A 25,946-nucleotide genomic window follows, 5' to 3' on the forward strand; every position below is an offset into this window, starting at 1 on the left:
AAAGTAAACTTCCCCGTTTACTTTCCTTATTTTGTATTTCTTTCAAGACGAGCGTATACTTATAGTAGAAATAAAAAGGAGGGCCATATATGAAACTAAAAAAATCTCCCCTACTCTTACTTATACTAACATTCATATTTGTAATTACAGGGCTTGGGTTTACTTACTTCAAACAAAATAAAACGACCCCATCAAAACATAATGTGACAAAAGAAAACTGGTTAAATGACCCTTACTTACGTTGGTCGTACACACATATGAAAGAATTCACTTTAGTTAATAACGTAAAAAACAATCCTGACCAAATTGCTCACTTCCCTTCCGCATTGCAAAACTTAGACGATTTTGCTGTGGAGCGTAGATTCGGAAATACAACTCCTCTAAAAAAACTTTTAGACGATAACAAAACAGATGCTTTTGTCGTTGTACATAATGGACAACTTGTTTATGAACGATATTTCAATGGGTATAAACAGAATGAACCTCATGGTATGGCATCATTAGCAAAAGTCTTTACCGGGGCGATTATACAATCTCTCGCTGAAGAAAAACGTATTGACTTAGAAAAAACAGCTGACACTTACATAAAAGAATTAAAAAACACACCGTTCGGTAATGCCACACTTCAGCAATTAATGGACATGCAAGTGTCAGCTGAATATCCTACTCATGGATATGAGCAGCCTGGGCTAGAAAATCAAGATGCACAATTATATTTAGCTAGCAATATTTTACCCCGCGGCAAAAATTACGACGGTCCGATAAAAATTTATGATATGTTACGAGAAGCCGAAGAAACTGCACCGCCTGGTTCTTCCTTTTCTTACAATAACGGATCAACAGAAACGCTCGCTTGGATTATTAGAACTATTACTGGTAAATCACTAGCTGAAAATGTAAGTGAACGAATTTGGTCTCAAATTGGTATGGAAGAAAACGCGTATTACGTTACAGATGAAACAAAAGTAGAACAAGCTAGTGCTGGATTAAATGCAACTGCTAGAGATATGGCGAGATTCGGGCAATTACTATTAAACAACGGGGAATATAACGGAAAACAAATTCTCCCTTCTTCTATTACTGAAGATATAAAAAATGTCCAAGAAGGTGAACTTGCAATTGGCCCTGGAGCTTCCATTTCTTATCATAATCAATGGTGGATTCCGCACAATGAACAAGGTGCTTTTGAAGTGTTAGGTAGTTACGGACAAACACTTTACATCGATCCGAAAGCAAATATGGTAATCGTTCATTTCTCTTCTAACGCAGCGCCAAGTAATGAAATACATTCGGTTTATTCAAATATGTATATTGATATTGCACATTATTTAGAAAAGCTTCCACAGTAGTGGAAGCTTTTTCTTATTTCGGTGTTTTATTTGAATCCATTATATTATTCCAGGTTTAAAAGCATTCGTAAATCTACTATCCTCATCATAGTTATTCATAATTAAACTTTTTATTAGCAATCCAATAAAAAGTTACGAAGAGTGTCAATAAAATCCAAATAATCGTTAGTAACACATTGGCTATTGTGTTTGAATTTACTAATCACGTAATGAATGTTTCCATCATAAAAGAGTTTGATTATTTTTGTGACCTCTCCTCCATTAAAGCGCTCATTTGCTACAGTTTAATTTTCATTATGCTGTTTTGCCGAGTCCAATGCTTTTTTTAGTTCGTCCGGTTTTTGAGTACCTATTACAACTGAATTATATATCAACTTTAACTCTATGCCTTTCTTTCCATTCATGTTATAGACTTTTTCACCCTTAAAATTAAAACGAATTCCCCATCCTCCAAATCTTTTTAACGGACTGTAAGTAATACTTTCATAGTTACGTATATCTTTGAGGAGATACTCCCTATATTGAAAATGAAAAGGTACAAAACGAACATAAAGACCTTTTCCACGAACCTCAATAATTAGCTTCAATACCCCAAGCATTAATATAGGAGAAGCAATCCCAAAAACTAACCACAAGACAATTAATGCACCATTAGGAGCTGGTTTATCTCCAAACGGAATATCAAAGATAATTTGTTGAATAAATCCATACCACATCAGTATGGCGATCCCTAATATGAGTATCCATATCCAAATTTGTTGTGGCCGCTGAACCTCACGAAAGATAACTTGTTCTTGTTGTTTCATTAGCAATTCCACCTCCTAAATGGCTTATTTATTTGATTTCAACACATTTTATTCAACAATCTGGACTGATTGCTAAACAACAAAAAAATTGTACAAAAATTCCGTTCTGGGGTTGGTATAAGATTTTAACTTGATAGGCATGGAGATACTACCATTACTTCAACAATTCGAGTATCCAAAATTTAAATTAAATCTGAATTAACTAAAGCCGACAGCAATTGGATAATATTCATACTCTGACTGGCTGTCGGCTTTAATTTTAAAGTTTAATTAAAAAAATTTTTCTTATTATTTTTGATATAGTTAACGACAATTACAAAATAAGTAACAGCTATGAGATTAATTATACTTAATATTAGACCTGATGGATTGGACCAAGGAAGTACAAAAAGCCAAAATACTACCAAAATCGAACTCATTACATATAACCATTTGAATTGATCTGTCATTTTTAATTCCCCCCTTTTCCCTTCTTTGATGATTTTATCTTTCAAGAAATCATCTCCTTTAATTAATTCGTCAATGCTAATATTGAATAAATCACTTAATGTAATAAGTGTTTCAATATTCGGATAGCCTTTTTCAAGCTCCCATTTAGAAATTGATTGTCTGCTTATGTTTAATTTAAGAGCTAGTTCTTCTTGTGATAAGTTATGCTTTAAACGTTCTTCTTTTAGCTTTTTATAAAATTCCATGATTTTCAACTCCTATAATTTTATTTTTACTATAGATTATAAAAATTCATAAGAATAGAGAAGTAGAATGATGTAACCTAAGAGTAGCAAATGTTTGAAACCGGTGGTTGCATTATACTTCGATGCAAATGAAATAACATTTTTATATATAAGGACAATCATTTTAAATTTCAGAATTTTCTATATGTTTAAAGGTTATCTCCCAAACACCCTCGAATAATTGTACTACATATACATAAGGAGGCTGATCTATTTTGTTTCGTTCCTTTACAAATGGTTGCGTCGCCTTAGTGCAACGCTTCTTGCCAGAACCGTTTATTTTATCATGTTTACTAACTGTTTTCGTTATCTTCTTTGGTATGTTTGCGACTCACCAAACCCCTGTAGAAATGATTAATCACTGGGGTAATGGAATTTGGGGACTCCTCGCCTTTTCTATGCAAATGGCACTTGTACTCGTGACTGGATCTGCTTTAGCAAATGCTCCTCTTATAAAAAAAGGATTAACGAAAGCTGCCAGACTACCAAAAACGAATGGACAAGGCATTATTGCCATTTCAATTGTAAGTTTACTTGGTGCATACATAAACTGGGGCTTTGGAATTGTTGTATCTGTTTTATACGCAAAAGAAGTGGCAAGGCAGCTGGACGGATTAGATTATAGACTAGCAATCGCCTCTTCTTACTCTGGATTTCTCATTTGGCATGCGGGTCTTTCTGCCTCCATCCCTCTTACGTTAGCAACAGGCGGTGAAACGTTAATTAAAACGACTGCTGGAAGTATTAAAGAGGCGATTCCAATAACAGAAACGTTATTCTCACCATACGCTCTCGTTCCAGTTATTATTTTTCTCATTACGATGCCTCTCATTAATAAGGCGATGCATCCAGATGAAAAACATACGATCACTGTAGATCCTAGCGTGTTCCATGAAGAAGCCGCTGCTCAAAAAGTAGAAAAAAATACATTCGCTGAAAAGATGGAAAATAGCATTATTATTACACTTTGCGTTGGATTGTTAGGTCTCATTTATATTTTCAATTACTTTTATACGAAAGGTTTTAACCTTACTCTCGATATCGTGATTTTTATGTTATTAATTGCAGGTCTTATTTTCCACAGTACTCCGATTCAGTATATTCGCGCTTTTTCAGACTCTACGAAAAGTGCTTCTGGCATTTTACTTCAATTTCCGTTTTACGCAGGAATTATGGGCATGATGATTGGAGCAAATAGTGAAGGACTTTCACTTGGAGGAGCTATTTCTAATTTCTTTATTAGCATTTCAAATGAAACGACTTTTCCGCTCTTTACATTTTTAAGTGCTGGCATTGTTAACATTTTCGTTCCATCTGGCGGCGGTCAATGGGCTGTGCAAGCACCAATTATGATTCCAGCTGGCGCTGAACTTGGTGTACCTGCTGCAAAAACAGCAATGGCAATTGCATGGGGCGATGCTTGGACGAATTTAATTCAACCTTTCTGGGCATTACCAGCATTAGCGATAGCTGGTTTAGGTGCTCGTGACATTATGGGATTTTGTGTTGTGAACTTACTATATGCGGGTTTTATCATTAGTCTATGCTTCTTATTTATTTAAACGAAAAGCTAGTTTTATACTAGCTTTTTTACATAATAAATCACTTATTTCCCATGCAATTTATAATCTTCTCCCACTCTATCTCCGTAAGATGTAATGACTCAAATGCAAAAAAATCTTCGCAAATTTTTCCGATTAAGTGTGGATGTTCACTCAAAAAATTCCACTGTAACGCTTTAGGAAGAAAATACATTTCATATTCTTTACTTCCCCGTACTATCTCATCTACTTCTCTTTCACAAATTCCTCTTATTAAATAATCATTTCTTAACTCTATTTGAATTTGCTGAAATGTTTCGCTACATTTTTTCAATTGAAGTAAACGCGTAACATACTTCCGAAAAAGTTCGCCATCATACTGAACACAGTTTATAATACGGTCGACTTCATTCATAATGTACGAGCCTTTTCTTCTATTTGTAATAACCATTTTTCACGCTTTGATACTTTACTCTTTTTCACAGATTGAAACACTGACCGTTTTATATTGCGAATGCCACAAAAACGTAAAACACCTCTCTTCATCATAATCCAATCTGCTGATCGATATAACAATGCGACGTACCATAGGGGCGAGTCTAACTTATTAATAACCCATGCTTTTTTCCCTTGCAATAATCCTTTCGGCAGAGCCCCTTCATATTTATAAGCAAATCCAGCTACGAAAATACGATCGATAAATCCTTTTAAAATTGCTGGCATCCCCCACCACCATATTGGATAGATGAATAAAAGTGTATCTACTTCTTCTACTAACGTTCTGTACCGAGCTGTTTCTTCTTCATTTACTAAATCACGTCTTTTCTTCTCTTCATTAAATACGAGGACTAGATCAAATTGTTCTTTGTATAAATCAAGCAGCGTAACTGAATGATTTGTTTCCGGTAGTCCTTTTTGCACATGATTTAAAATCGCCGCGTTAAAACTTGAAGGATTAGGATGAGCGTATACAATTAGTACGTTCACTACATAACAACTCCCTCTATACGTTAAAGTTACCCCTTCTTTAACATCTTCTCTACAATCTGTACGTTTTTCGAACTTTGCAATAATCGATTCAATAATATAAGTAATTCTTCTTTTTCTAAATCTCTCAGTTTCTCTTTAACTGCACTCTCACCAGCACCTTGAATATCATAAACAACTGCCGCCATATGCTTACAAAGATTCTCATATGGACATTCGCAGCTACTTTCTGAAAAATCTTCGAGATCGATAACTACTTCATAATTTCCTGCATTTCCAGTAACGAAAGCAAACACTTTTTTATCATGTATTTCAACATCTTCTACATGTCCATCTTCATAATATTCATATCCCTTATCTACAATGTACTTTGGGATCCATTTCGTTATATCTTTTAATAAGTAAGCGTACATAATTGTACCCCTTCCTTTAATTCCCTTTTGACTTCAAAAATCCTGTATGTTATTCTAATAACTGTCAAATAGCAAGTCTATATGACAAAACGACTGACACCTATTCGGCGAAGGTGTCTCTTTTCATTTGCAGCCGATATGAATTGCCTCTTTCAGGCACATTCAATTTTTGACACTACACACTCAACACCATTCCCTGTATCAGGCTGCTTTAGCAGTCTTTTACTCTACATACTCCGTTATTTTAAGAAAAAAAGAGAGCTTAGCTCCCTTTTCTCGCCTTATACAATACCCCTTTTTCAGCATAGAGATATTCATCAGCTAATGTAATTTTCCCATCCAGTTTTAGTTCGTCTAATAATCTTGATAAATAAAATTGATGCAACATCTTTTTCGTGAATTTCCCTTCATGATGCGAAACGATATGTTCTTGAATATCTAACAATGATATCGGCTTATCTTGCTCTATCATATATTCATAAACTGTACTACGCAGTTTTACGTATTTTTCGAGTGTCACAGTAATGCGCAACCCCTTTCTTCTTAATATAAATTTTCGTAATCGGTTTTTTTGCAATAAAAAAACCTCTCCGATAAGAAGAAGTTACGTATATATCTTCGTCTTATCTCCCAGAACAAATATGTTCTGCTGGAATTAGCACCTGCATCGCGGTTGCTGGGTTTCATCGGGCCAGTCCCTCCACCTCTCTGGATAAGAAAATATTCACTTAATTCTTACTATACGTAATTCCACTTTAATTGTCAAATAAATATAACAAATTATATTTTCTTCCTTACTGTTCATACTACCCATATACGAACACGCAAGGAGGATTATGAAATGCATCAAAATGCTCGCGGATATGTACAAGATTCTTTTCAATCATTACAAGAAGCTAAAAATTGTTTAGAAGAAGCGCTCGAAACAGTTGAAAAAGATTTTAATCGCGCTCGTATTGAACAATCACTTTATGCTGTTGAACAAGCTATTCAACGTTGCGAGTACACCGTTCACATTTTAGAAAAAGATTAAAAACTTCCCATCAATTGATGGGAAGTTTTTTCAAATGGCATACTTCATAATTATTGCCGTTATGATTAAAAAATATACAGAATTAGCAATTTCTAAAATTCCTACTTTTATAATAGAAATTTTTTTGCCATACAACACAATTGCTCGAATGGCACTTGGTATAAAAATAAGAGAACACCAGGGATTAATCACAAATATGATTATTGTTAATACGATATGATATCCCCAAGATATAAGACGATACTTCGGGTTATTTTTTTCACGAATCATCGTTTTCACATAGAACGTACTACCTAAAAAGTATAAAAATGAAATAAGTGCAATGAATATAGCTGTATGATCGATTTGCTTCATTGAAAAGTAATAACTAATTAATCCACCGATACAAAATACAATAATCGCACAAATATCATTTAATAGTGCTCTTTCATTTTTTTGACGAGCGTAATACATATTCACTATAAATAATGGAATCATTACTATTACGAATAAAAGAATTCGCCACCCATATAATAAAGAAATCATCCCAAATAGGAACGCAATGCTGAAATAAACAATGGCAGCTTGTAAAAACTCTTTTTTTCGTCTTTGCTTTATGTACGTAAGAAATGGATACGTGGCTAAATAGATAAAAAACCACGCTAAAAACAATGGAATATGATAAATAGTAGGTTTCCCAAGTATGACACTTAATAAAAAAGGAATAACAAGCATAGCCCATGCACCATGTTGCTTCGGAATAACTAACTTCATTAACTATACACCTCCCTTTTGAAAAAAGTTCTCACCTACCATTATACAAATAATTTTATATAATAACGGATGTATATTAAATCGATTTTTTGACAAAAAAATGCTCCTTACAATATGTAAGAAGCATGAAAGAGGCAAACGAATATGTAAGTCGCGACCCTACCTTATATGAGTATGCTTTTCTATGTCACGTTATGCTCATCTAATATACCGTATTTCTTTTTAAATCTTGTAAGAATCGTAATCCATGAAGTACTAAATAGTAATAAGAAAATAACATTCGAAATCGCATGGCTCAAATCAAAGTAAAAACTTGCGATATAATACGAAATGACAGTTTCCCATGTTGCTTCTCGTATAAAACCGAGAAGACCCCAGAAATTCATAATCCAGCCAAATAAAAAGCCAACAATTACTCCGTAAAGAAGTCTTCCCCATAGCTTTTTCATAAAAAATGTATTACGAAGTAAACCTGCTATAAAACCAATCATGCCCCATGAAAACATTTGCCACGGTGTCCATGGACCTTGTCCTAAAAAAATATTAGATACGATTGCTGCTGTAGCACCAATCATAAAACCAGTTTCACTACCAAATACAATTGCAGAAACGATAATGACAAAAGAAGTTGGTTGTACACTTGGTAAAATAGAAAATGGCACCCGGCTTACTGCTGCAATTGCCGCTAATACAGCAACGAGAACAATTTCACGTGAAACAAACGCCTTTCTTTCAAAACGGATATAGAAAGGTAACATAATAACCGCTAATATAAACAAACTACTTAACATGTAATAACCGTCCATGACAAGTGTCGTAAGGAGTAATGTGCCGATTATTACTGCAAAGATACATATTATGAATGCAACATATCTTTTGGACAAGCTTCGTACACATCCTCCCACGTTAATGCATATGGCAATTCTTTTCGAATGAATCGGTTAATAGATGTTGTATAAAAGAAGTTGCCGCTAAAAAATTCTTTCGGTGCATCATTCATAATGACTGTTCCATCAAATAACATCATACATTGATCAACGTATTTCGCTGCAAACTCAATATCATGCGTTGCCATTACAATTGTTGTACCTTCTTTTTGTAGCTTCCTAAATAGCTCTCCTACTCTTTCTTTCTTCCATGGATCTAATCCCTTTGTCGGTTCATCAAGTAATAATAAAGTCGGCTTTGATAATAACGTTGTACATAATGCAAGAAGTTGTTGCTCTCCTCCGCTACAATCGTGCGGATGGCGTTCTTTAAGCGAATACAACCAAAACTGTTTTAGCGTATCTTCTGCTATTTCTTTTCCTTGTTCTCCGTATAATTCACGTGCACGTTCATAAACCTCGTCCCATACTGTATCAAATGTAAAATGATAATACGGATGCTGCGATACATACCCAATACTTTTAAATCGTTCTTTCGAATCAATTTTATGTATCACTTTTCCGTTCCACTTTACTTTCCCTCTTCTCGCTTTTTGTAATCCTGCTAAAATCGTTAACAGTGTAGACTTACCTGTACCGTTCTTCCCAACGAGCGCTACCCATTTTCCTTTTTCAATCGAAACTGATAAATCATGTAAAATAAGCGGACTATTTTTTTCATATTGGAACGAAATATGCTCTGCGCTTAAAATAACCTCTTGCTTTTCACTTTGTGCTATTGGCTCATTTACATATGATATCGCTGCAAAATCATTCATTTTCATTTGCGCCTCTCGCACTGTAAACGGAATATCTCTCACATTCCACTCTAAAAATAGCCTTGGAATTTGCGGAATAAATGGACGGAATGATTCTACTCCCCACATATCCGTAATAACAAATTTAGGACTACCATCATACATAATACGGCCATTATCCATACAAACAACGCGTGTTGCAAGCGGGATAACTTCATCTAAACGATGTTCACTTAAAATAATCGTAATTCCAAGTTCTTCATTAATCCGTTTTAATAATCCTAAAAACTCTTTTGCAGCGATTGGATCTAACTGCGCTGTCGGTTCATCTAATAATAGCAATTTCGGCTGCATAACTAATACCGCAGCTAAATTAACAAGTTGCTTTTGCCCACCAGATAACGTGTGAACAGATTGATGCAATAAATCTTGAAATCCTAAAAAGCTAATAAGCTCTGCTATTCTTTTTTGAATAATATGTGATGATAATCCGATATTTTCTAAAGAAAATGCTAATTCTTGAATTACTGTATCCATAACGATCTGATTTTCTGGGTTTTGAAATACCATCCCAATTTCTTGGGCAGATAACAAATCAGCTACTTCCTCTATTAAAACACCCTCATAAAATATCTCTCCAGAACGCGTACCAATTGGAAGTAACTCCTTTTTAAAATGTTTTAATAAAGTCGTCTTCCCAGATCCCGATCCTCCAGCAAGTGCAATAAACTCACCTTTTTGAACAGAAAGAGAAATATGCTGTAACGCTTTTTCATTTTCATCAGCATATACAAATGATAAATTGTTTATTTCTGCATGCGCCACCATATCCATTCTCTCCCTTCCATTATGATTGGTAAACTAATAAACATCGTAAATACGACAAACATCATCCCATCGTATTGCTGAAATAGAATCGATTCGACTTTCGGATAAATAATCAATTTCCCCCCGCCATAATTACTACATATAATAGCAGCTATAAATAAAATGATTAAATAACTGAGCGTATACCAATCGCGCCTTTCCATTCTATAGCGAATATACGTCGTACGCTTCGTTACACCAAATCCACGAGCTTGCATAGAATCTGCCGTTTGCAGTGCATCTTCTAATGAACAAATTAATAATACTTGCAGCAATTGCATACCATTTTTGACGCGTTCAATTATCGAACCTGAATCTACCTGCACACCTTTCGTCTTTTGAACGAGTGTGATTTTCTTTAATCGCCTTATAAACAAAGGAACAAATCTCACTGTAATCATCGTTAACAATGCAACTTTCGGTGAAATTCTTGAAAACAAATATAAAAATTTATGACTGGAAATAATATCATTGTATGACGCAAACGTAAACATAACTGCAACTAGTAATAACCCCATTACTATTCCAAACATAATCGCCTCAAGCTTAATACGGCTATCACCTAACCAAAATAACGTAGTTCGACCTCTATGCGTTAATAACGAATTAAATAAAATTACCATAAAGAAGAAAACAATTGTGCTCGGTAGCATCTTTCTTATCTTTTCGCTATTTCCTTGCATCACATTTAACATAATAATTAATACTATTGCTCCAATTAAAAAAAGAGGATGAAGACACATCATACATAGTATCATCACCCCGATATAATAGAAAAAATTCACAAAAGGATGTAAAGAAGAAAAACTTATTTTCATAGCCCTTTACCGAATGCCTTTCTTATTGTAATACGTATACCCACTCAATTGTATCTCCTGGTTTTACCGTAGCTACACCAGCACTATGGTTTGGAAAAGCACCGTTCACACGATATTTCCATCCACTAGTATCCGCAATATCTTTTTCATATAAATCATTAATACCTTTTACATAAATACTATCTCTAGATCCGCTTGCATCAACATCTAATCCTGTACGTTGCAATACTTTATACACAGTATCGCCATCTTGTACATCCATCTTTTTCGCACCCATTATATATCCGTTATTTCCTTTTACTGAGATTGTTACTTGTTTTGCTTGCGGTTTCGGTACTGGTACTGGATCTGGTTTTGGTGGTTCAGGTTTTGGTACTGCCGGAGTCGGTATCGTTTTCTCCGCTTTATTCGGATCTTCTTTTTGCTCCTGCTTCGGTGTTTCTTTCGGCTGATTCACAACCTTTGCTTCTTCTTTTACTTCTGGTGCTTTCGGTTGTTGTTTCTCTTCTTGTACTTGTTGCTGCTCTGGTTGCTTATTTACAGCAGGTTGCTCTTTCGGTTGTTCCTGTTGTTTCTCTTCTTTCTTTACCTCTGGTTGTGCCTGCGGCTTTTCCTCTTTCGGCTTCTCTTCTACTTTTTGTTCTTGTTTCTCTTTCTGTTCTTCTTGCTGCTTTTGCTCTGATTCAGCTTGCTTTTCTTTTGTTTTTTCTTCCGGCTTCGCTTCATCTTTTTGTTCTTTTTGTTTCGCTACCTCTTCTTGCTTCGGTTCTACCTTCTTCTCAGGCTTTACAGCTGCCTCTTCACATCCGGCAAGTAGCCCGAGCGAAAGCAGTAAAGAAATGAACCATTTCACCTTACTCATCCTATCTCTCACCTTTCATACGAAAATTAGGAGCAAATAATTGCTCCTAATTTTTTGTTAAGCTGCTTTACGTCTCCATAATACATATGCAGAAGCAATACATAATACACCCATACCTACTTCTGTTGCTGGACTATGAGAAGATGCTCCTGTTTTTGGTAGACTGTTACCGTTTCCGATTTTTTTATTCTTAACCGGTTCGTTATCTACAACTACTTTTAGATTTTCATCTTTTGTTTCTTGTTGTACTTGGTCTTGTTCTTTCGGTTCTTCAGTAACTTCTTTTTCTACTACATTATTTTCTGGTTCAACGACCTTTTCTGGCTCTTCAATCGGTTTTGGCTTAATTACATCACCAGCGTCTACATTAGACCAATCATAAATAGATTTTCCCATTTCCTTAAATTGAAGTAATGCTAAAAGAGCCTGTTCTGTAGCCATTCCGTTACCATTTTGATCACTTGGTAACCATTTAAATTCACCATTTGAAAGTTGATATGATAATAGGTTTTGCATTGCCTTATGAAGACGGTTTTGATCTACACCTTTAACAAGCGATAATCCAATAATTGCTTGCGCAGTACTATTTGAATTTTCTTGTCCATCAGCTGAAAAACCACCATTTTGCAGCTGTTCGTTATATAAATACGCAACAGCTTTTTGTATAGCTGGTTTCACATCTGATCGCTCTTGATAAGGAGCTAATGCTGATAAAACCATACCTGTTACATCAACGCTACTAGCACTATCTTTACTACCTGAACTATTATAAGTCCATCCACCGTCTGTATGCTGATTATTTAACAGTGCTTCCACTAGAGCAACTCTGTTCCATTTTGATTCAACTGGAATCTCATACTTCTTCGTATCAAATGCAAGTAAAGCAAATGCATAACCTGTAACAGAATTCACTTTATCTGACTCATACAATTTTTGAACTAAATTATGTCCACCTACATTTTTAGGGTCTGCACTCATTGCATTCATCATAATAATTGTTCTAGCTAAATCTGTCGCTGAAAAACGATTAATGCGCTTTTCTACTTTTTCAGTTACTGACTTAACATAATTTAATTTTGCCTCAATTGGCACATTCTTTCCAGAACGAGAAAGCGCTACAGCTACCCAGTCACTTTCAATTCCATCTTGTAACATCTTATCTGATGTTTTAGAAATGGCTTCGTTTAATTGTGCACTTGGATCTTGAATGTTCTCTTGCTGTGGTTGTTCTGGTTGTTCTGGTTGTTCTGGTTGTTCTGGTTTTGGATCATCCGTCTTCGGTTCTTCTGGTTTTTCTTGTTTTGGATCATCCGTCTTTGGTTCTTCTGGTTTTTCTTGTTTTGGATCATCCGTCTTTGGCTCTTCTGGTTTTTCTTGTTTTGGATCATCCGTCTTTGGCTCTTCTGGTTTTTCTTGTTTTGGATCATCCGTCTTTGGTTCTTCTGTTTTACACGTCCCGAACTTATCTAACGTTTCTTTCAATGTTTCCTGGCTTATATTGCTCCAGTCTGAAACAAAGCGAAAGACAACAACATCTCCAGATTTTAATTTATAACTATCTGCTCCGACTTCTGCAGACTTATCATTTACATCATACAGCCAAGCACTTGTAGCCCCGGCCATTAAACCATCGATGCCTTTTACATATGTTCCAAACGACATCGTTTCAGATTCTACCTTGTCCCCCATGACCTTTTGCAGCAAACTTAAAGCTGTTTCCCCATCTTTAATTTGCTCTTCTTTCGGACATAACATAATGCCTTTTTGTGATTCCCCAATAATTGCAAGTTTTGCTGTATTTTCTTCAGCAAACGTAATATGTACTGTATTCGCAAAAGAAACAAATACAAGTGTCACTGCCATTAACGACGTAAGCAGCCACTTTTTCAACATTGCCATCCCAAAATTTCCTCCCTTACTACCATTTACACAAAAAAAGGCCCTTCAAGGGCGTGCGATTGACACTCTCTTTTTGTAAGTGTCGAACAAAAATGTACAACACCTCCTACCCGCATTATTCGCGGCTATATTTGTATAGGAAAAATAATTTTGTTTATGAACGTATCATTGTGATAACATTCACTTTTCTTGGCACAACTTACTTCCATTTAAGTTATCGTAAAACGATAAACCTATACATTCTGTAAATTTTAAATTTCTGTATTATTTTACTATTGACAAAGAATTTTGTCCATGCTTTATCGGATTTATTTTCTAAGAATAATAACTTATTAACTCTTAACTATGTAAACTCTTTTCACTAATAATGACGCCATCTTCATCCGCATAGACATATTCATTTGGATTCCAATCCACTTGTCCAAAGTGCAATGAAATATTTCGTTCTCCTTTTCCTTCTTTCACACTTCTATTTGGCATCGTTCCTAACGCTAAAATACCAATATTAATATTCTTTAGTTCACTAGAATCACGAACATACCCATTCACAATAATTCCTGCTAGCTTTCTTTCTTCCGCAATAGCTGCCAAATTATCACCAAGTAAAGCACAATTCCTAGACGCTCCGCCATCAACAACTAATACTGTTCCTTCTGGTAATGTTTGCAATCCTTCCTTCACTAGTACATTATCATCTTTCACTTTTACAGTTGCAATTTTCCCGTGGAATTGTTCTTTCTTCCCAAAAGACCGAAAAGACTGGCGACATATTTGTAATTCCTTTTCAAATTCATCACATAGATCTGTAGTTTTCCACATCTTGTTCCCTCTTTTCCTTTTTCTTTCTACATAAACATATTCTTGGCTTATTATCGTTTCCCTGTCTAATATTGCAATAATTTGTATGTGCGGGAAAAGGATACAAAAACTATTGCCTTAAGAAGCTACCTTTATTATAATCTATTTCACGGATCGAATTCAGAATATTAAAATTAATCAAGTGAAGAAGGAGGAATTTTATGCAAATACAAACTGAGGCAAAAAAACAACCTAGTAAACAAAAGTTTAAAATGCCTGATGCGTACGTACTACTATTTTTTATTGCTTTACTTTGCGCCATTGCTACTTATTTCGTTCCCGCTGGAGAATTTAAAAGAGTTACAAACGGGACCGTTACAACGACAATACCAGGAAGCTATCATTCTGTTCCACAATCACCTGTAGGATTTGTTTCTTTTTTTACCGCTATTGAAAAAGGAATGACACTTGCTGCTCCGATTATCTTTTTAATTTTATTTACAGGTGGAGCCATTGCAATTCTTGAAAAGACAGGTGCCCTTGACGGTTTAATCTATCATGTTATTAACAAATTTCGTAATCAGCAATTACTTTTCATATGTATCGTTGCCGCACTTTTTTCTATTCTCGGAACGACTGGCATTATCGTTAATTCAGTTATCGGTTTTATCCCCATTGGTATCATCGTTGCACGCACATTAAAATGGGACGCTATCGTCGGTGTAGCAATTATTTATTTAGGCACTTATGCTGGTTTTAACGCTACTATTTTATCCCCCTCACCTTTAGGCATTTCACAAAAGATCGCAGAACTTCCGATGTTTTCGGGAATTGGTTTACGCACAGCTATCTATATATCTTTTTTACTTGCCACTATCCTTTATATTAATTGGTATGTAAAGCGCTTGAAAAAATTGAATAAAGGAAGCATTCTTGGCGACAACTGGTTTCCAAGTAACGCTCTTTCAAGCGAAAAGGAAGCAGAGAAAAAAGAAGTTCCTTGGACGATACGTCATAAATTAATTTTACTCGTTTCAGCTTTATCATTAATTGCATTTTTAATAGGCGCTTTTCGTCTACATTGGACGGACGCAGAAATGACCGCTACTTTTATTTTCATAGCAATTACAGCCGGAATAATAGGTGGCATGAAAGCAAACGATATCGCTTCTACTTTTCTAGCGGGCTGCCAAAATCTCATATATGGTGCTTTAATCGTCGGAATGGCTCGCTGTATTTCAGTCATTTTAGAACAAGGAAAATTACTTGATACAATCGTTAACCAGCTCGCACAGTCTCTTGAAGGACAAAGCCCTGTATTTGGCGTTATCGGTATGTACGTAAGTAGTGCTGCATTACATTTCCTTATTTCATCCGGGACAGGAGAATCGGTTATTTTCATTCCGATATTAGCTCCATTAGCTGATTTCATGCACATTACACGCCAAGTTACAGTACAGGCTGTTATGCTCGGCGAGGGTGTAGTAAACTGCCTTAATCCAACTTCCGGTGTTTTAATGGGCGTTCTCGCAGCGAGCGGCATTTCTTATGGAAAATGGATTCGTTTCATGGCTCCACTTGCACTCATTTGGTTTATCATTGGACTTGTTTTTCTTATTGTTGGGGTGAATATTGAGTGGGGACCTTACTAAATACTTAACTAGATAAATAAGTACTATCGTTCCATATAAATATCTATTCTATTTCCCTCACTAGTCCTATAAAAATCATTTATTCTAGTAAAAATATAAGAAGGGATTGATCATAATGATCAATCCCTTTTATCAAAATATAATACCTTTAAAGATCTTAGTTCCAGATTTTATTTACCCATTCAGGATAATCAATAAAAGGATTGCGGTTATGTTGATATTTTGTAAAAATCACTTCATTACGCTTTCGCTCTAAATCATCGACCGGGTCTTGTTCATTCCATTTTAATAAGACAGATAGTTTCCCCATGTATGGATCTTTATTGTTATTTACTTTTTCATTTAGTTCTAAATCTATTTCGCCGTTGTCTCCCTCGTAACGAACAGCCATATAAAACAGCATTCTAGCAATATCTCCTTTTACACTATCACGAGGTTCCCAAGAATCACTATCATATTTACATTCTGTCGCCTCAGAATGATTCACACCACCATTATCAAAATCTAGATTTCCACGTGAACTATTTACAGATACATCCGTCGCTCTTAAATGATGTAGATCTGTTCCAGGTCCTGCAGTCGTTCCAAAGTCACCGTGAGATTTTGCCCAAACATGCTCTCGGTTCCAGTTATTTACTCCTGATCCATTCGTAAGTTTCCCTTGCGAACGACCAGTATATAAGAGTATCACATTATTTTTATTATTTGGGTCCTCATCAGTATCTCTTAGCGCTTCCCAAACCGCACTGTATGATAGCTTTGTATGATTATCAATAATATTATGCAGTTCCTTCTTTAATTCTAACCCCGTTTTTCCTATTGCGTTATTATAATATGTATCGTCATAATTTTTCACAATACTCTCTTGTGCTGATGCAGGAGCTACTTCACCGTGTATAGTATCTGTGAATGATAGCGATGCAGAACCTAAAATAAAAAATGAAGATAGTGTAACCATAGCAATCTTTGTATTTCGAAACTTCATATACCCATTCCCCTTTAAAATATAATTTAAAGCTATTAACTAAAAAGTGCTTTCTAACCCCCAAAACCTTTTAGAAACCCCTACCCCTTTTCTGTTTATTTAATACAAGACTCTATCCAGTCTGTATCACTTCTAAACTTTTTATTTATTCACATTCCAAACAATTTCACTTTTTACAAGGAATATCCTTCTCTTATAAAGATTATTAACATATTCTTTACAACTAAAAAGTAGTTTAATATTAACTTATAAATTTTAATTTATTTATGCAATAATGCATATTTGATAAATACTTAAAAAAACAGTTTGAATAAAAAGCATTCAAAGAAAACCGTGCAACAAAACAGATACAGTCTAAGACAGAAATAATAAAAATCAAGATGATAGCTCGACTTTTCCCTTTTCCATAACTGTCTTTATTTTTGTGTAAAACCTTTCTTTCTCTGAATAATACGTACAAAAATAGATTGGATACCATTTAGGCACCAATCTATTTTAATTAAAGAAACTGTGTCAATTCTGAGTTCACAATACGTTGTGCAGTAATGATAACACTGTCAGCTGTTAGTCCATAAACACTATATAGTCCACCAGGTTGATTAGGAACAATTTGAACTTCATATTCAAATGCTTGTCCAAAAGCAGGATGAACTAAGCTTAGAGTTACAAAAGTAGAAGCATTAGAATTCACATTGAAGTTTACCTGTTCAATTAATACTAATGAACCGTCAAGTCTAAAAACTCTAGCTACTCCAGTAAGTGGGCCCGCAGTACGGTTAAGGATTTTCACCCTAACTTTATTTGCATTAGCAGGTTGATTTCCTACGTTTTCAATTGGTCCTGTAGTAAGAGCCATATAACATCACCCCCATTATATTATTATGATATTCAACGATAAACATTAATGTTATAGTCTAATTACCCAATCTACTTAAAATAAAAAGAAGCTCCAAATTCTATTATATTTAGGTCATAGATATTAAACTTAATAAAATCAAAGGCAGGAGCATATTTGATATGTTCCTGCCTTTTTATTGTGGGATACCGATAAATAGCCCTCTAGCTAAGATTTTAAAGTGCTACAAAATCAAAAATTTTATCTCACCACAGTTTTCTACGAGAATCCAGTGAACAGCTTATTTACATAATTTTTGTTCTCGGAAGTTGATTTTGTAGCGCCCTTTCTCGTAATTCACTATGTTTTCCAAAGAAAATAGTGAAAAACAGGGCGATGAATACATTTACAAAATGACAAAACTGTAAGAATACACGAATGTTTGTAAGAAAGTTCGATGTTTTCTTTTTCCTTTTTTTATTATAGTGAAAAAGAAGAACAAAATATTCTCTTATGTAGGAAAGGAAGATAATAATGATTGATCTATTAAATAAATGGATGTTAGAAAGTACAGCCAATTTTAATATCGTTGTAGGACTTACAGCACTTCTATTTTTGGGTTCAGTAATTGCACTTATTATTATTTACAAAAAAATTGGTAAACCGGTTGAAAGAACAAATACTATTTATTTAAAAATTACTTCTCGTATGTTTACTACTCAAATTCTAATGAATGCTATATTTATTTCTTTAGTTGGTAAAGATATTGAGAATTTCCGTCAAATCTTTATATTATTTGAAGCTTTTGTATTCTTTATTGGAGCTATTTATTCGTTTAAATTATATAGACAGGAGTACAAATAGTTGATCCCCATCTAATTTCTTTGCTTCCGCTGAATTTTGAGGTGAGGGTCTTACTTCCCGGCGAATAGCGGGATAAAACTAGAACTTCTTTTCCTATGTATCATTATTTCGTTACTTCACCAAACTGCGCTCTCGTCACTTTCGCCAAGTCCTCTACTTTAAGCTCAATTTGTATACCAATTTTCCCGCCACTCACTATCATCGTTTCAAGTGATTGGGCACTTTCATCAATACATGTAGAAAATAGCTTTTTCATTCCAACTGGTGAACAACCGCCGCGAATGTATCCTGACACTTTCGTAATATCTTTAACAGGAATCATTTCAATTTTCTTTTCACTTACTGCTTTTGCGGCAGCTTTTAAATTTAGTTCCTCATCTACCGGAATGATAAACACATGATAATTTTTACTATTCCCTTGAGCAATTAACGTTTTATATACTTCTCTCACTTCTCGTCCAATTTTCTCAGCTACTGATACGCCATCAATTTTTCCATCGTCTGGATCATATGACATCATCGAATATTCAATTTTTTCTTTATCTAATATTCGCATCGCATTTGTTTTATCTTTTTTCATAACGTTCTCCTTAAAAGGTTATTTCATATTATTAAGTTTTATTATACACCCTTTTCCATTTCTCCTACATAACTTCACGTATATTTCAAAACTAAAAATATTGATAATTCAAAAATCATCTGATATAATTTGGAAAAACTTATGTTAAGGAGAGATTTGTCATGTGAAATGTTAATACTTCTTTCCAACTTCATCATCATACGTAACGCCGTGTATCCGAAGAAAAATTTTTCTTCGTGGGTACAGGGCTTTTCCTGTTGACCCACGAAGCGTTCATAAAGCTATGTGGGTATTTTTATACCTGCATAGCTTTTTTTAATTTAAAAAAGGAGTGATTATGATGGAAATGAGAAATGTAAAAGGAACGAAAGACTATTTACCAGAGGAGCAAGTGCTGCGAAATAAAATTAAAAGAGCTTGTGAAGATACGTTTGGACGATACGGATGCAAACCTTTAGAAACGCCGACGTTAAATATGTATGAGCTTATGTCTTACAAGTACGGCGGTGGTGATGAAATATTAAAAGAAATATATACACTTCAAGATCAAGGAAAACGTGATATTGCCTTACGATACGATTTAACTATTCCATTCGCAAAAGTTGTGGCAATGAACCCGAACCTCCGCCTCCCTTTTAAACGTTATGAAATTGGGAAAGTATTTCGAGATGGGCCAATTAAACAAGGAAGATTTCGTGAATTTATACAATGCGACGTTGATATTGTCGGTGTAGAATCAGTCATGGCTGAAGCGGAACTCATGAGCATGGCGTTTGAGCTGTTCCGAACATTAAACTTAGAGATATCGATCCAATATAATAACCGAAAATTGTTAAATGGTATTCTTCAGGCCATTAACATCCCTACTGAATTAACAAATGACGTCATTTTATCATTAGACAAAATCGAAAAGATTGGGATTGATGGTGTACGAAAAGATGTATTAGAGCGCGGAATTTCTGAAGAAATGGCTGATACAATATGTAATACTGTATTATCTTGTCTAAAGCTTACAATTGTTGACTTTAAAGAAGCTTTCAATAACCAACTCGTTGCCGATGGCGTAAACGAATTGCAACAATTACAGCAATATTTAATCGCTCTCGGAATAAATGAAAATACGATATTCAATCCGTTTTTAGCAAGAGGACTGACAATGTACACAGGTACTGTATATGAAATCTTCCTAAAAGATGGCTCAATTACATCTAGCATAGGTAGCGGCGGCCGTTACGATAACATTATCGGAGCATTCCGTGGTGATAGTATGAACTATCCAACAGTCGGTATTTCATTCGGTTTAGACGTTATTTATGCAGCACTATCGCAGAAAGAAACAATCTCATCTACAGCGGATCTATTTATCATCCCGCTCGGGACAGAATTACAATGCTTACAAATTGCCCAGCAATTACGTTCTACCACTTCCTTAAAAATCGAACTCGAACTAGCAGGACGCAAATTAAAACGTGCCCTTAATTATGCCAATAAAGAGAATATCCCTTATGTGCTTATTATTGGTGAAGAAGAACTTAGTACAAACACTGTTGTGCTGCGGAATATGAAGGAAGGTAGTGAGATGAAAGTTCCGCTTACTTCTTTGAAAAATAATACATTGAATAAATATTTTACTACGCCTACTACGTTATGACTGTGAAGTATTCTCAAAATGTAAATCAGGTAAACAAAAAAGGGCTGTCCGCGCATGACAGCCCTTTTCCCTTAATGAACAACACCTTCATAAGTGAAATTATATTAACGATTTTCCGAATATATCTATCATAATTTACACTATATCAACGATACATAGATTTTTCATTTGATAGATAACCGGGCAATTAGTTTACATAAAATAATTATACTCAATTTAATCTTACAAAACTTTAACATCCAATTACCTATTTTAATAATATATGGTTTTCTAATTTCACTACCAATTTAAGAAAAATTCATATCCTTCTCTACTATACCACTTTCATCTATTAACTTTTATTTTGTGCATTCCTACTCTCCAAAACTTTCTCCATATTATGAGTTGCCCATTCCATCATTAATAGAATCATTGGACGAAGTGATTCACCAAGCTCGGTTAACGAATATTCTACTTTAGGTGGCACTTCACGGTATACTTCACGATGTATGATGCCATCTGCTTCAAGTTCTCTAAGCTGCAGTGTTAACATTCTTTGTGTGATATTAGGTTTTAATCTTTTTAATTCATTAAACCTCTTTTTCCCATCTAATAAATGATACAAAATAACACCTTTCCATTTTCCACCAATTACCTCAACCATAGCTTCAACTGGACAAGAATATTTATTTAAAAATGGGTAATTTATATTATTTTCATTTGAACAATCCATAATAAATCCCTTCCCTTAACATTAGTATCTTTTTTGATACTATACCACATAAATGTGCGTACTTGTATCTATGTTACTTTAAAAATATAATTTACTTACAAAATAAATTAAAGAAAAGAGGAACTTTTATGACAAATACAAACGAAATTACAAAAGAGAAAATTATGGAGGCTTTTCATTTCAGACATGCATGTAAAGAGTTCGATCCTATGCACAAAATTTCAGAAGAGGATTTTAAATTCATTTTAGAAACAGGCAGATTATCTCCTTCTTCTTTTGGATATGAACCTTGGAAATTTATTGTCGTACAAAATAAAGAATTAAGAGAAAAACTACAACCGTATTCATGGGGCGCTGGTGGGCAACTTGCAACAGCAAGCCATTTCGTCATTGTTCTTTCAAGAAACATTAAAGATATGCATTATGATGCAGAGTATATTAAATATATGATGAACGATATTATTGGATTGCCTGAAGACACTCAAAAAATTAGATATGAATTCTTCAAAAAGTTCCAGGAAACAGATTTTAACTTATTACAATCCGATCGTACTGTATTTGATTGGGCATCTAAACAAACTTATATTGCTTTAGGTAATATGATGACGAGCGCAGCTCAAATCGGTATTGATTCTTGTCCGATAGAAGGATTCGATAAAGAGAAAGTAGACTCTTTACTTCGTCAAGAAGGCATTATACAGGGCGATAACTTTGAAGTATCTGTTATGGTTGCCTTTGGTTACCGTAAAGAAGATCCAAAACGTGATAAAACAAGACAGACTATAGATACAATTGTTGAATGGATTAAGTAATGTAGCACACACAAATAATGCTCCTAATAGCTGGATACTTATACTAAAGAACTATTAGTCGTTTTTCTTATGTATGAATTTGGTTTTTCATGGAAAGATATATTAGTATGTATGCAGTTTGAGCACTCTATTTTTTAGAGTCGAACAGGAGGAGAATGAATATGTCTGATATTGAAGTTGGCGAAGTGTTTACTCTTAGTGATGAGAATAACGAAGAGCAAGAAGTAGAAGTACTTGGAGCGATGGATGTCGAAGGCGCAGAATATATTGCAGTTGCCTTTGTTGAAGATATCCAAACAGAAACTGAGGAAGACATTGATATTTTCTTTTTAAAAGTAGAAGAAGATAATGAGTTTTCATACATTGAAAATGATGAAGAGTTTGATAAAGTATCTGCTGCGTTTGAAAAGATTTTGGATGAGCAAGAGCAAGAATAGTATGAATGAAAAACACGAGGGCGGATGCATATCCGCCCTCTTTTTATTACTCATCCAGAGACTCACGCAGTAATTGCAGTACATCTTTCATCGCAAAAGGTCCATCTTTTTTAACATGCTCCGCAAATTCTGAAACGAGACGTAATGTTCTCACACTTTCGATTGGATGTTCTCCTGATGCACTTTCAGCTGAAAGCATAACTGCATTCGTCCCGTCCAGTACAGCTTGAAACACATCAGTCACCTCAGCCCTTGTTGGAATAGAATGATCTACCATAGATTGAAGCATTTGTGTTGCTGTAATGACATATGTATTCGTTCGATTACATTCCTGAATCATCATTTTCTGTAAAAGCGGAATGCATTGATACGGTAACTCTACTCCTAAATCGCCCCTTGCAATCATAATTCCATCTGCTTCTTTACATATATCCTGAAAATTCTCGATTGCTTCCATCGTTTCTATTTTTGCAATTACATTAGGTGACGTTTCTTTATACTGTTGTATAAAATCTCGTATTTCTTTTATATGACTAGGTTTTCTTACGAAAGAACATGCGATAAAATCAACATTCTCCTCTAAAAGAAACTGAATATCTTTTTTATCTTTCTCTGTAATAGCTGGTAAACGAACAGCCGCATCTGGTAAATTAACTCCTTTATGAGATGAGATATTGCCACCTGTTTTTACCTTCGTTTCTATTTTGTCCGTACTTATCTTTTCAACAATTAATTCAACTTCTCCATCATTAATTAAAATTCTACTGCCTACTTTCACATCATTCGGTATTCCTTCATAATCAACACTCGCTTCTGTATTACTCCCTGTAACTGGTTGTGTATGTAAAATAAAAGAATCTCCTGCCTGAAGTGTAATTTGCCCTCCCTTCACTTCACCTAATCTTATTTTAGGTCCTTGTACATCACCCAAAAATTTAGTAGAGTCATCTAATGATTTCACTAAACGAATGATGTCTTTATGACTTTCATGCGTGCCATGCGATAAATTCAGTCGAACAATTTTCATACCATTCTTTATTAACTGCGCTAACGTTTCTTTATTATTACTTGCGGGTCCAATTGTACAAATTCGATCGATTGTCATTTTTGTCACCATCCTTTTTTTAATAAGTTTCCCATATGAACTTAAAAATAACAGAGATTCTGACATGAATAGATTTAAATTTACATGAATTTCATAAAATTAAACCTGTATCCCTTGCTGGCTAAGCATTAGAAGATATATTCGCTTTTTTGCAAATGAAGACATGTTGAATCGAAAGTAAAAGAAAAGTTAAGTATGGGATAAACCATTGAGAGTTTCGAAATTTTCATATATTGTATGAATTGAGTTCGAACTCAAAAATTTAAAAAGGTGGGAAAATTAGTGAATATGAAAAAATCTTTATCGGTGACAACTTTAGGGTTAGCGGTTTTAGGTTTTGGTTTTACTAATAACGCAAGTGCTTCAGAGATCGATACTGTAGACAAGCAGCCCGTTTTAGTTGACTTTGATACAATTCAATCAACAAAAACATCTAGTGTTCCTAGTTTGACTATTGCAGCTGCACCTAAGAATGACTCTAACATTAGCGTATATACTCCCTTTTTTGGTAACCCATATGCAGTTGCTAAATCGAAATCAACTACGACCGAAGACTATGTTTATGCAAAAGCAAGAACTTTCAATGGCGATGGCTCATTAGTAAATACGAAAAGTAATAGTGCAAAAAAATCATCCTTTGTAAGTGCTACAGCGACGAACACAAGCATTTATTATGGAGATGATTACGCTATCGGTAATCATACCTATAAATTAAGTGGTTATAATGATGTGAATCACGAAACAAAAGCTTTCTGGTAAGAAAGAGAAAAAAGATATGCATCTTGCATATCTTTTTTCTCTAATATTTTACATATATTGAGGTGCTATTTATGAAACAAATATATATTATTAGCGGTGTTTTACTTATTTCATTACTTACAATTTATATTTTGTTCAATACTTCAATCATACAACCTCATCCACCTTCCATAGAAAATAAACGCGAGCAACAAACCAATACTATTTCTTACGGATTGAAGGATAATCAAGGCCAACATATTAACAATGGCAGTACAATTACTAGTGAGGATAATAAAATTAATGTAACATTCTCATTCGTACATACTATTAATGAAAACCGAAAATATGGATTAATTGTTCTAGAAGATTACGAACAAAAACCTTTTAAAATAGAAGATACTACTAATGAAATATCACACTATTTTTTTGATATGAAACCAAACAGTTCAATGACTACGAAAATCTCTTTACACACTTCTCCTAATGCAAGTGAATTAACCTTTTTAATAATAAAAAAATCTGAATACAAATTAAAAGATAATAACTTAAATAAAGCAGCTATTTTAGAAGATATTCTAAGTATGCGATATTCAATGCATCCTCTTCAGAAAGAAAACGAAAAAATAAAACTCCCCCTTATAGATCCAGATGCTATTTTAAAAGATGGTCTTTACGAACCAGTATTTGTTACGAACCGTGAAGAGAACTTACAAACCGTCTTCTTTGAAAAGGAAGGCAAGCAATTAATTTTATCAAACGGTAATGAAACAAATGATGAAATGACTTACGCAATCGTAGCTTTTAAAGATTGGAAACAAGTTGAAATATTTAACAATAGAAAAGTCGTTTATACTAAGGTTGCACCTGAAACAAGACAAATCTTTAATTTCACATTGCCTTCAGTGGATCAAGAAAGTAATTTTCAACTCGTCGCTTTTCCATTTCCTTATAAAGTTAGCGAAGAAGATTATGTCAGTCAACAAGCATTCAGTTCCTTTCGCATCGTAATTGAAAATGAAAATAAATAA

The 25,946-nt window shown here is 34.4% G+C and carries 28 protein-coding genes and 1 riboswitch; of the genes, 10 read left to right on the forward strand and 18 right to left on the reverse strand.

Features of this window, described 5'->3' with window-relative positions:
- The first annotated feature begins 89 nt into the window (after positions 1-89).
- The gene (locus tag ACS2CR_RS10690) at positions 90-1,349 is read left to right on the forward strand and encodes a serine hydrolase domain-containing protein (protein WP_153602715.1); all 1,260 of its coding nucleotides are present in this window, start codon (positions 90-92) and stop codon (positions 1,347-1,349) included.
- A 284-nt stretch (positions 1,350-1,633) separates the two neighbouring features.
- On the opposite strand, the gene ACS2CR_RS10695 is transcribed toward ACS2CR_RS10690, so the two are convergent.
- On the reverse strand, positions 1,634-2,155 hold the full coding sequence (locus ACS2CR_RS10695) for a DUF6141 family protein (RefSeq protein WP_053512605.1): 522 nt from the start codon (positions 2,153-2,155) through the stop codon (positions 1,634-1,636).
- Between the two features lie 266 nt (positions 2,156-2,421).
- Complete coding sequence (locus ACS2CR_RS10700; protein WP_053512606.1) at positions 2,422-2,850, reverse strand: helix-turn-helix domain-containing protein; 429 nt, start codon at positions 2,848-2,850, stop codon at positions 2,422-2,424.
- Between the two features lie 254 nt (positions 2,851-3,104).
- Between ACS2CR_RS10700 and ACS2CR_RS10705 the strand changes: the two genes are divergently transcribed.
- Positions 3,105-4,451 carry a short-chain fatty acid transporter gene (locus ACS2CR_RS10705; protein WP_153602716.1) on the forward strand — a complete coding sequence of 449 codons (1,347 nt, stop codon included), beginning with the start codon at positions 3,105-3,107 and terminating at the stop codon, positions 4,449-4,451.
- 40 nt (positions 4,452-4,491) lie between these two features.
- Here ACS2CR_RS10705 and ACS2CR_RS10710 read toward each other — a convergent pair whose 3' ends face one another.
- The 4 genes from ACS2CR_RS10710 to ACS2CR_RS10725 all read right to left on the reverse strand — a co-directional run bounded on the left by ACS2CR_RS10710 (position 4,492) and on the right by ACS2CR_RS10725 (position 6,350).
- Complete coding sequence (locus ACS2CR_RS10710; protein WP_053512607.1) at positions 4,492-4,845, reverse strand: group-specific protein; 354 nt, start codon at positions 4,843-4,845, stop codon at positions 4,492-4,494.
- A complete protein-coding gene (locus tag ACS2CR_RS10715; RefSeq protein WP_001101651.1) occupies positions 4,842-5,417 on the reverse strand; it encodes an NAD(P)H-dependent oxidoreductase in 576 nt (191 codons plus the stop codon). Before ACS2CR_RS10715 ends, ACS2CR_RS10710 begins: the two co-directional genes overlap by 4 nt.
- Before the next feature lie 29 nt (positions 5,418-5,446).
- A complete protein-coding gene (locus ACS2CR_RS10720; protein WP_053512608.1) occupies positions 5,447-5,830 on the reverse strand; it encodes an SWIM zinc finger family protein in 384 nt (127 codons plus the stop codon).
- Positions 5,831-6,092: 262 nt separating this feature from the next.
- Entirely contained in the window at positions 6,093-6,350 is a 258-nt protein-coding gene (locus ACS2CR_RS10725; RefSeq protein WP_000171476.1) for a hypothetical protein, read from the reverse strand.
- 100 nt (positions 6,351-6,450) lie between these two features.
- Positions 6,451-6,549, reverse strand: a riboswitch (SAM riboswitch).
- Between the two features lie 122 nt (positions 6,550-6,671).
- On the opposite strand from ACS2CR_RS10725, the gene ACS2CR_RS10730 reads away from it, so the two are divergent.
- The gene (locus ACS2CR_RS10730) at positions 6,672-6,863 is read left to right on the forward strand and encodes a hypothetical protein (protein ID WP_000554032.1); all 192 of its coding nucleotides are present in this window, start codon (positions 6,672-6,674) and stop codon (positions 6,861-6,863) included.
- A 30-nt stretch (positions 6,864-6,893) separates the two neighbouring features.
- On the opposite strand, the gene ACS2CR_RS10735 is transcribed toward ACS2CR_RS10730, so the two are convergent.
- From ACS2CR_RS10735 to rraA, 7 genes are all read right to left on the reverse strand, one after another.
- Positions 6,894-7,616 carry a YwiC-like family protein gene (locus ACS2CR_RS10735; protein WP_153602717.1) on the reverse strand — a complete coding sequence of 241 codons (723 nt, stop codon included), beginning with the start codon at positions 7,614-7,616 and terminating at the stop codon, positions 6,894-6,896.
- Positions 7,617-7,798: 182 nt separating this feature from the next.
- The gene (locus ACS2CR_RS10740) at positions 7,799-8,500 is read right to left on the reverse strand and encodes an ECF transporter S component (RefSeq protein ID WP_000044907.1); all 702 of its coding nucleotides are present in this window, start codon (positions 8,498-8,500) and stop codon (positions 7,799-7,801) included.
- Entirely contained in the window at positions 8,473-10,134 is a 1,662-nt protein-coding gene (locus tag ACS2CR_RS10745; RefSeq protein ID WP_053512609.1) for an ABC transporter ATP-binding protein, read from the reverse strand. The genes ACS2CR_RS10740 and ACS2CR_RS10745 overlap by 28 nt, the downstream gene beginning before the upstream one ends.
- Positions 10,107-10,985, reverse strand: a complete 879-nt coding sequence (locus tag ACS2CR_RS10750) for an energy-coupling factor transporter transmembrane component T (RefSeq protein ID WP_002101120.1) — start codon at positions 10,983-10,985, stop codon at positions 10,107-10,109. The genes ACS2CR_RS10745 and ACS2CR_RS10750 overlap by 28 nt, the downstream gene beginning before the upstream one ends.
- Before the next feature lie 22 nt (positions 10,986-11,007).
- Positions 11,008-11,847 carry a DUF4430 domain-containing protein gene (locus ACS2CR_RS10755; RefSeq protein WP_000048903.1) on the reverse strand — a complete coding sequence of 280 codons (840 nt, stop codon included), beginning with the start codon at positions 11,845-11,847 and terminating at the stop codon, positions 11,008-11,010.
- A gap of 57 nt (positions 11,848-11,904) precedes the next feature.
- On the reverse strand, positions 11,905-13,746 hold the full coding sequence (locus tag ACS2CR_RS10760; protein WP_284558945.1) for a DUF4430 domain-containing protein: 1,842 nt from the start codon (positions 13,744-13,746) through the stop codon (positions 11,905-11,907).
- A gap of 339 nt (positions 13,747-14,085) precedes the next feature.
- A complete protein-coding gene (rraA, locus tag ACS2CR_RS10765; protein ID WP_000266033.1) occupies positions 14,086-14,565 on the reverse strand; it encodes a ribonuclease E activity regulator RraA in 480 nt (159 codons plus the stop codon).
- Between the two features lie 200 nt (positions 14,566-14,765).
- Here rraA and ACS2CR_RS10770 point away from each other — a divergent pair, with 200 nt between their 5' ends.
- Positions 14,766-16,196, forward strand: a complete 1,431-nt coding sequence (locus ACS2CR_RS10770) for a YfcC family protein (protein ID WP_053512612.1) — start codon at positions 14,766-14,768, stop codon at positions 16,194-16,196.
- 157 nt (positions 16,197-16,353) lie between these two features.
- Here ACS2CR_RS10770 and ACS2CR_RS10775 read toward each other — a convergent pair whose 3' ends face one another.
- Together ACS2CR_RS10775 and ACS2CR_RS10780 are read right to left on the reverse strand one after the other, a co-directional pair.
- Positions 16,354-17,181 carry an endonuclease I family protein gene (locus ACS2CR_RS10775; RefSeq protein WP_053512613.1) on the reverse strand — a complete coding sequence of 276 codons (828 nt, stop codon included), beginning with the start codon at positions 17,179-17,181 and terminating at the stop codon, positions 16,354-16,356.
- Between the two features lie 499 nt (positions 17,182-17,680).
- Positions 17,681-18,037: a hypothetical protein gene (locus ACS2CR_RS10780; RefSeq protein ID WP_053512614.1), complete on the reverse strand. Its 357-nt coding sequence runs from the start codon at positions 18,035-18,037 to the stop codon at positions 17,681-17,683.
- Positions 18,038-18,550: 513 nt separating this feature from the next.
- Between ACS2CR_RS10780 and ACS2CR_RS10785 the strand changes: the two genes are divergently transcribed.
- Positions 18,551-18,880, forward strand: coding sequence for a hypothetical protein (locus ACS2CR_RS10785; protein WP_000566272.1), 330 nt, complete (start codon positions 18,551-18,553; stop codon positions 18,878-18,880).
- A gap of 103 nt (positions 18,881-18,983) precedes the next feature.
- Here the strand turns inward: ACS2CR_RS10785 and ybaK are convergent, their stop codons facing one another.
- Positions 18,984-19,460 carry a Cys-tRNA(Pro) deacylase gene (gene ybaK / locus ACS2CR_RS10790; RefSeq protein ID WP_000710861.1) on the reverse strand — a complete coding sequence of 159 codons (477 nt, stop codon included), beginning with the start codon at positions 19,458-19,460 and terminating at the stop codon, positions 18,984-18,986.
- A 337-nt stretch (positions 19,461-19,797) separates the two neighbouring features.
- Between ybaK and ACS2CR_RS10795 the strand changes: the two genes are divergently transcribed.
- The gene (locus tag ACS2CR_RS10795; protein WP_100240250.1) at positions 19,798-21,111 is read left to right on the forward strand and encodes a histidine--tRNA ligase; all 1,314 of its coding nucleotides are present in this window, start codon (positions 19,798-19,800) and stop codon (positions 21,109-21,111) included.
- A gap of 331 nt (positions 21,112-21,442) precedes the next feature.
- Here the strand turns inward: ACS2CR_RS10795 and ACS2CR_RS10800 are convergent, their stop codons facing one another.
- Complete coding sequence (locus ACS2CR_RS10800) at positions 21,443-21,823, reverse strand: winged helix-turn-helix transcriptional regulator (RefSeq protein WP_000340650.1); 381 nt, start codon at positions 21,821-21,823, stop codon at positions 21,443-21,445.
- 128 nt (positions 21,824-21,951) lie between these two features.
- Here ACS2CR_RS10800 and ACS2CR_RS10805 point away from each other — a divergent pair, with 128 nt between their 5' ends.
- Positions 21,952-22,635 (forward strand): NAD(P)H-dependent oxidoreductase, encoded by a 684-nt coding sequence (locus ACS2CR_RS10805; RefSeq protein WP_000185717.1) that lies wholly within the window; start codon positions 21,952-21,954, stop codon positions 22,633-22,635.
- 155 nt (positions 22,636-22,790) lie between these two features.
- Positions 22,791-23,072, forward strand: coding sequence for a DUF1292 domain-containing protein (locus ACS2CR_RS10810; RefSeq protein WP_002005464.1), 282 nt, complete (start codon positions 22,791-22,793; stop codon positions 23,070-23,072).
- 46 nt (positions 23,073-23,118) lie between these two features.
- Here the strand turns inward: ACS2CR_RS10810 and ACS2CR_RS10815 are convergent, their stop codons facing one another.
- Positions 23,119-24,177: a pyruvate kinase gene (locus ACS2CR_RS10815; RefSeq protein WP_053512615.1), complete on the reverse strand. Its 1,059-nt coding sequence runs from the start codon at positions 24,175-24,177 to the stop codon at positions 23,119-23,121.
- A 282-nt stretch (positions 24,178-24,459) separates the two neighbouring features.
- Between ACS2CR_RS10815 and ACS2CR_RS10820 the strand changes: the two genes are divergently transcribed.
- Positions 24,460-24,936, forward strand: a complete 477-nt coding sequence (locus ACS2CR_RS10820) for a hypothetical protein (protein ID WP_001056346.1) — start codon at positions 24,460-24,462, stop codon at positions 24,934-24,936.
- A gap of 71 nt (positions 24,937-25,007) precedes the next feature.
- Positions 25,008-25,946, forward strand: a complete 939-nt coding sequence (locus ACS2CR_RS10825; protein WP_153602591.1) for a hypothetical protein — start codon at positions 25,008-25,010, stop codon at positions 25,944-25,946.

It is taken from the genome of Bacillus cereus group sp. BceL291 (genome assembly GCF_051776705.1).
Taxonomy (GTDB): domain Bacteria; phylum Bacillota; class Bacilli; order Bacillales; family Bacillaceae_G; genus Bacillus_A; species Bacillus_A cereus.

Bases quoted from the DNA above. Each gene is read 5' to 3' on its own strand.
- ACS2CR_RS10690 (WP_153602715.1), top strand. From the start codon at position 90: ATGAAACTAAAAAAATCTCCCCTACTCTTACTTATACTAACATTCATA.
- ACS2CR_RS10695 (WP_053512605.1), bottom strand. From the start codon at position 2,155: ATGAAACAACAAGAACAAGTTATCTTTCGTGAGGTTCAGCGGCCACAA.
- ACS2CR_RS10700 (WP_053512606.1), bottom strand. From the start codon at position 2,850: ATGGAATTTTATAAAAAGCTAAAAGAAGAACGTTTAAAGCATAACTTA.
- ACS2CR_RS10710 (WP_053512607.1), bottom strand. From the start codon at position 4,845: ATGAATGAAGTCGACCGTATTATAAACTGTGTTCAGTATGATGGCGAA.
- ACS2CR_RS10720 (WP_053512608.1), bottom strand. From the start codon at position 5,830: ATGTACGCTTACTTATTAAAAGATATAACGAAATGGATCCCAAAGTAC.
- ACS2CR_RS10730 (WP_000554032.1), top strand. From the start codon at position 6,672: ATGCATCAAAATGCTCGCGGATATGTACAAGATTCTTTTCAATCATTA.
- ACS2CR_RS10735 (WP_153602717.1), bottom strand. From the start codon at position 7,616: ATGAAGTTAGTTATTCCGAAGCAACATGGTGCATGGGCTATGCTTGTT.
- ACS2CR_RS10745 (WP_053512609.1), bottom strand. From the start codon at position 10,134: ATGGATATGGTGGCGCATGCAGAAATAAACAATTTATCATTTGTATAT.
- ACS2CR_RS10750 (WP_002101120.1), bottom strand. From the start codon at position 10,985: ATGAAAATAAGTTTTTCTTCTTTACATCCTTTTGTGAATTTTTTCTAT.
- ACS2CR_RS10755 (WP_000048903.1), bottom strand. From the start codon at position 11,847: ATGAGTAAGGTGAAATGGTTCATTTCTTTACTGCTTTCGCTCGGGCTA.
- ACS2CR_RS10760 (WP_284558945.1), bottom strand. From the start codon at position 13,746: ATGGCAATGTTGAAAAAGTGGCTGCTTACGTCGTTAATGGCAGTGACA.
- rraA (WP_000266033.1), bottom strand. From the start codon at position 14,565: ATGTGGAAAACTACAGATCTATGTGATGAATTTGAAAAGGAATTACAA.
- ACS2CR_RS10770 (WP_053512612.1), top strand. From the start codon at position 14,766: ATGCAAATACAAACTGAGGCAAAAAAACAACCTAGTAAACAAAAGTTT.
- ACS2CR_RS10775 (WP_053512613.1), bottom strand. From the start codon at position 17,181: ATGAAGTTTCGAAATACAAAGATTGCTATGGTTACACTATCTTCATTT.
- ACS2CR_RS10780 (WP_053512614.1), bottom strand. From the start codon at position 18,037: ATGGCTCTTACTACAGGACCAATTGAAAACGTAGGAAATCAACCTGCT.
- ACS2CR_RS10785 (WP_000566272.1), top strand. From the start codon at position 18,551: ATGATTGATCTATTAAATAAATGGATGTTAGAAAGTACAGCCAATTTT.
- ybaK (WP_000710861.1), bottom strand. From the start codon at position 19,460: ATGAAAAAAGATAAAACAAATGCGATGCGAATATTAGATAAAGAAAAA.
- ACS2CR_RS10795 (WP_100240250.1), top strand. From the start codon at position 19,798: ATGATGGAAATGAGAAATGTAAAAGGAACGAAAGACTATTTACCAGAG.
- ACS2CR_RS10800 (WP_000340650.1), bottom strand. From the start codon at position 21,823: ATGGATTGTTCAAATGAAAATAATATAAATTACCCATTTTTAAATAAA.
- ACS2CR_RS10805 (WP_000185717.1), top strand. From the start codon at position 21,952: ATGACAAATACAAACGAAATTACAAAAGAGAAAATTATGGAGGCTTTT.
- ACS2CR_RS10810 (WP_002005464.1), top strand. From the start codon at position 22,791: ATGAATATGTCTGATATTGAAGTTGGCGAAGTGTTTACTCTTAGTGAT.
- ACS2CR_RS10815 (WP_053512615.1), bottom strand. From the start codon at position 24,177: ATGACAATCGATCGAATTTGTACAATTGGACCCGCAAGTAATAATAAA.
- ACS2CR_RS10825 (WP_153602591.1), top strand. From the start codon at position 25,008: ATGAAACAAATATATATTATTAGCGGTGTTTTACTTATTTCATTACTT.